Origin of the sequence: Nonomuraea sp. NPDC049695, assembly GCF_040674955.1 — a bacterium.
GTDB lineage: Bacteria > Actinomycetota > Actinomycetes > Streptosporangiales > Streptosporangiaceae > Nonomuraea > Nonomuraea helvata.
Genome location: NZ_JBFANV010000136.1, coordinates 1 through 3,865 on the forward strand (window position 1 = coordinate 1; position 3,865 = coordinate 3,865).

General features: G+C 70.6%; 4 protein-coding genes and 1 pseudogene. All 5 read right to left on the reverse strand.

Annotated features, from left to right (window positions below; all coding sequences use genetic code 11):
- Positions 1 to 135: pseudogene (locus tag AB0J64_RS53200) on the reverse strand (sulfate adenylyltransferase small subunit); the annotation flags it as partial.
- A gap of 19 nt (positions 136 to 154) precedes the next feature.
- Entirely contained in the window at positions 155 to 919 is a 765-nt protein-coding gene (locus tag AB0J64_RS53205) for a 3'(2'),5'-bisphosphate nucleotidase CysQ (RefSeq protein ID WP_364045520.1), read from the reverse strand.
- Positions 919 to 2,358 carry a sugar transferase gene (locus AB0J64_RS53210; protein ID WP_364045522.1) on the reverse strand — a complete coding sequence of 480 codons (1,440 nt, stop codon included), beginning with the start codon at positions 2,356 to 2,358 and terminating at the stop codon, positions 919 to 921. Before AB0J64_RS53210 ends, AB0J64_RS53205 begins: the two co-directional genes overlap by 1 nt.
- 108 nt (positions 2,359 to 2,466) lie before the next feature.
- A complete protein-coding gene (gene pth, locus AB0J64_RS53215) occupies positions 2,467 to 3,051 on the reverse strand; it encodes an aminoacyl-tRNA hydrolase (protein ID WP_364045524.1) in 585 nt (194 codons plus the stop codon).
- Between the two features lie 64 nt (positions 3,052 to 3,115).
- Complete coding sequence (locus AB0J64_RS53220; protein WP_364045526.1) at positions 3,116 to 3,736, reverse strand: 50S ribosomal protein L25/general stress protein Ctc; 621 nt, start codon at positions 3,734 to 3,736, stop codon at positions 3,116 to 3,118.
- Between the last annotated feature and the right edge of the window lie 129 nt (positions 3,737 to 3,865).

Sequence of the window (3,865 nt, forward strand, 5' to 3'; positions counted from 1 at the left end):
CATGACGATCGAGTCCTTGCCCCCGGAGAAGAGCAGACAGGGATGCTCGAACTCGGCCGCGACCTCGCGCATGATGTGGATGGCCTCGGCTTCGAGCACGTCGAGCTGCGACGTCGTGTAGTCGCGCTGGAGCATGGGAGCTTCCTCCGGCGGTTTAGCGGTGCAGGTCCCGAATCCCGGCGAGCAGTGATGTCGCCAGCTCAGGTAGGGAAACCAGGATATCCGGTAGTGAGGGGTCGGCTTGGTTGTAGGTCAGCTTGGAGCCGTCGATCCGGCTCACGTGAGCCCCGGCTGCCTGGGCGACGGCGACGGGCGCGGCGGAATCCCACTCGTACTGACCCCCGGCGTGTACGTACGCCTCGACCTCGCCGGTGAGCACCGCCGAGATCTTCGCCCCGGCGGACCCGATGGGCACCAGGTCGGCCCCGGCGAGGTAGGCCAGCCTCTGGACGAACTCGGGCGGCCGCGTGCGGCTCACCGCGATGCGGAAGCGCCCCCCGTCATAGGAGGGCGGCTTGGGCGGCTCGGCCGTGCTCAGCGTACGGCCCTGCGCGGGCAGCGCCACGGCGCCCGCGGTCAGCCTGCCGCCCTCCCACAGCGCGACGTGGACGGCCCAGTCGGACCGGCCCTCCTCGGAGAACTCCCGGGTGCCGTCGAGGGGATCGACGATCCACACCCGCGACGCGCTGAGCCTGCGCGGGTCGAGCCGCTCCTCGCGCGTGGCCTCCTCCGACAGCACGCTGTCGCTCGGCCGGAGCCTGGCCAGCGACTCCATGAGGAAGACGTGGGAGGAGCGGTCGCCCTCCGCACGCAGCGCGGACGGGTCGGCGAAACCCGTGCGCTCGCGAACCCGCAGCAGCCGCTCGCCCGCCTCTGCGGCCAGATCAGCGGCGAGTGCGTGGTCGTCGCGAATCGTCATCAATAAGCTCCTTGCCCGCGGGCGACGGCCGACCAGGTTTTCCACAGGATCTGGAGGTCGAGCGTGAGGGACCAGTTTTCAACGTAACGCAGGTCGAGACGTACGGATTCCTCCCAAGATAGGTCAGATCTACCACTGACCTGCCACAGCCCGGTCAGCCCGGGCCGTACAAGGAGGCGCCTCCGCACGTCGTCGCCGTAACGCACCACCTCGTCGGGCAGCGGAGGGCGAGGGCCGACAAGCGACATGTGACCGAGCACGACGTTGATGAGCTGCGGCAGCTCGTCGAGGGAGTGGCGGCGCATGCGCGTGCCCAGCGGCGTGACCCGCGGATCGTTCCTGATCTTGAACAGCACACCCTCGCGGTCGCTGACCAGCGTGATCTTCTGCTGCTCCGAGCCGCGCCGCATGGTGCGGAATTTCAGGATCGTGAACAGCCGGCCATCCCGGCCCACCCTGGTCTGCCTGAACAGCGCGGGCCCCGGGCTCGTCGCGCGTACGGCCACCGCCAGCCCCGCCAGCAGGGGCGTGAGCAGCACCAGGAGCGCGGCCGCCACCATCCGGTCGAAGATGTTCTTGACCAGCTGCCGTGCCCCGGCCAGCTCGGGATGCTCCACGTGGAGCAGTGGGAGCCCGGCGACCGGTCTGATCGTGGTGCGCGGCCCGGCCACGTCCATCAGCGCGGGCGCCACCACCAGCTCGGTGTGCGTGCGCTCCAGCCGCCAGGCCAGCCGCCGCAGCGCCTGGCCGTCCATCTCGGGGCAGGCCAGCACGGCCACGGTGTCGGCGGCGACCTGCTCGACCACGATCGGCACGTCGCTGAGGTCGCCCGCGACAGGCACCTCGCCCACGCGGTCGCCGGGCGTGCCGCCGGGCAGGCAGGCGGCCACGACGTCCATGCCGTGGTGGCGCTCCCTCTTGAAGAGCCGCACCAGCTCCTCGACCGAGGCGGCGTGGCCGACCGCGACGACCTTGCGCATGCACTCTCCCGCCGCCCTGCGGCGGTGCAGGGCGCGGCGCAGGGCGTACCTGAGAATCAGCGTGAGCAGCGTGACCAGCGGCAGCGCGAGCACGACGTAGCCGCGGGCGACGTCGGTCTTGGTCACGTAGGAGCCGATGGCGGTGCCCGCGGTCAGCGCCACGCCCGCCTGCATCACCCTGCGGAACTCCTCGGAGCCGACGCCGAGCATGCGCGGCTCGTAGGCCCGGTTGAGCGCCACCGCGCACGCCCACGCCACCGGCAGGGCCAGGCTGACCAGCAGGTACGGCAGCACGTACGGCGTGAGCCCGCCGAAGCGCCCGTAGAAGGCGATCCCGGCCCCGGCCGCCGCGCCGCAGAGGTCGGCCAGCACGGCACGCAACCGGTAGGAGCGGACCCAGGTGGGCGTGCGCGGGCCGACCCGCCAGGAGGCCGCGTGGCCAGGTCTGACGACGGTCATGAGTCCCTCACCGCGCACTCGTGCCTCCAGGTGACCGGTCCTGAACAGACAGTCACCGATCGTAGCGGTACCGGAGGCCGGGAACCCGTGAACGGACCTATGCGGCGATCAGCGTGGAGGGCCCGAAATGTGGAGATCAGACCGGTGGAAGTCGTTCTGGGTGACCTCCAGGCCGCGGGTCATCAGCGACTCCACGATGTCGGCCGCCCGGTCCACGAGGAAGGGCAGGTCCTTGCGCTCCATGGTGGCGAAGTCCCTGAGCACGAAGGAGGCGGGGTCCATGCGGCCGGGCGGCCGCCCGATGCCGAAGCGGACACGCAGGTAGTCGCGGGTGCCGAGGACCTTGGTGATCGACTTGAGGCCGTTGTGGCCGTTGTCGCCACCGCCGAGCTTGGCCCGGAGGGCGCCGTACGGGACGTCGAGCTCGTCGTGGACGACGATCAGCCGGTCAGGGCCGATCTTGTAGAAGTCGGAGAGCGCCTTGACGGGTCCGCCGGAGAGGTTCATGTAAGTGAGGGGCTTGGCCAGGATGGCGGTGCTGGTCTCGCAGACCTCGGCCCTGCTCTTGTGCGCCTTGAACCGCCCGCCTGCCCTGGCCGCGAGCTCGTCGAGCACCATGAAGCCCGCGTTGTGCCTGTTGCCCGCGTACTCGGGCCCCGGATTGCCCAGTCCGGCGATCAGCCAGCGATCCATTTGCACCCCTCACAGCGGAACGGGGCGGCTCGAGTCCGGCCACCCCGTTCACGAATCGGACCCGTTACTCGGCGGCGGGGGCCTCGGCGGTCTCGCCCTCGGCGGCGGGGGCCTCGGCGACCTCGCCCTCGCCCTCCTCCGGCGCCTCGACCGGCTTGGCGATGACCTGGAGGATGACGGTGTCCAGGTCGGCGACCAGCGTGGCGCCCTGCGGGAGCTGGAGCTCACCGGCGGTGATGGCGGTGCCGACCTCCAGGCCCTCGACGTCGACCTCGACGCCGGTCGGGATGTGGGTGGCCTCGGCCTCGACGGCCACGGCGACGAGCTGCTGGTCGAGCAGGCCGTCGGTGTGGACGTCGCCGACCGTGGTGACCGGGATCTCGACGGTGACCTTCTCGCCGCGCTTGACCAGGAGCAGGTCGACGTGCTCGACGAAGCCCTTGATCGGGTCGCGCTGAACGCCCTTGGGCAGGGCCAGCTCGTCGACGCCCTCACCCTTGAGGTGGATCAGCACGTTGGGCGTGCGGAGCGCGAGCAGCACCTCGTGGCCGGGCAGGGTCAGGTGCTTGGGGTCGATGCCGTGACCGTAGAGAACGGCGGGCACCTTGTCGGCGCGGCGGATCTTGCGAGCGGCGCCCTTGCCGAACGTGGTGCGCGGCTCGGCGGCGATACGTACTTCAGACACGACATCTCCTAGGGATGCATGGGGATCGGTGTGTCGGCGCTCTCCCTCACCCGCCCTAGCGGAAGGCGTTACGAGCGCAACCGTGCCAGTCTACAGCGCTATTTGCCGAGCTCCGCTCGGAAGGCTGTG

What these genes read in the sequence shown, in the direction of transcription:
- AB0J64_RS53210 (WP_364045522.1), bottom strand. Translation starts at nt 2,358, where the DNA reads ATGACCGTCGTCAGACCTGGCCACGCGGCCTCCTGGCGGGTCGGCCCG.
- pth (WP_364045524.1), bottom strand. Translation starts at nt 3,051, where the DNA reads ATGGATCGCTGGCTGATCGCCGGACTGGGCAATCCGGGGCCCGAGTAC.
- AB0J64_RS53205 (WP_364045520.1), bottom strand. Translation starts at nt 919, where the DNA reads ATGACGATTCGCGACGACCACGCACTCGCCGCTGATCTGGCCGCAGAG.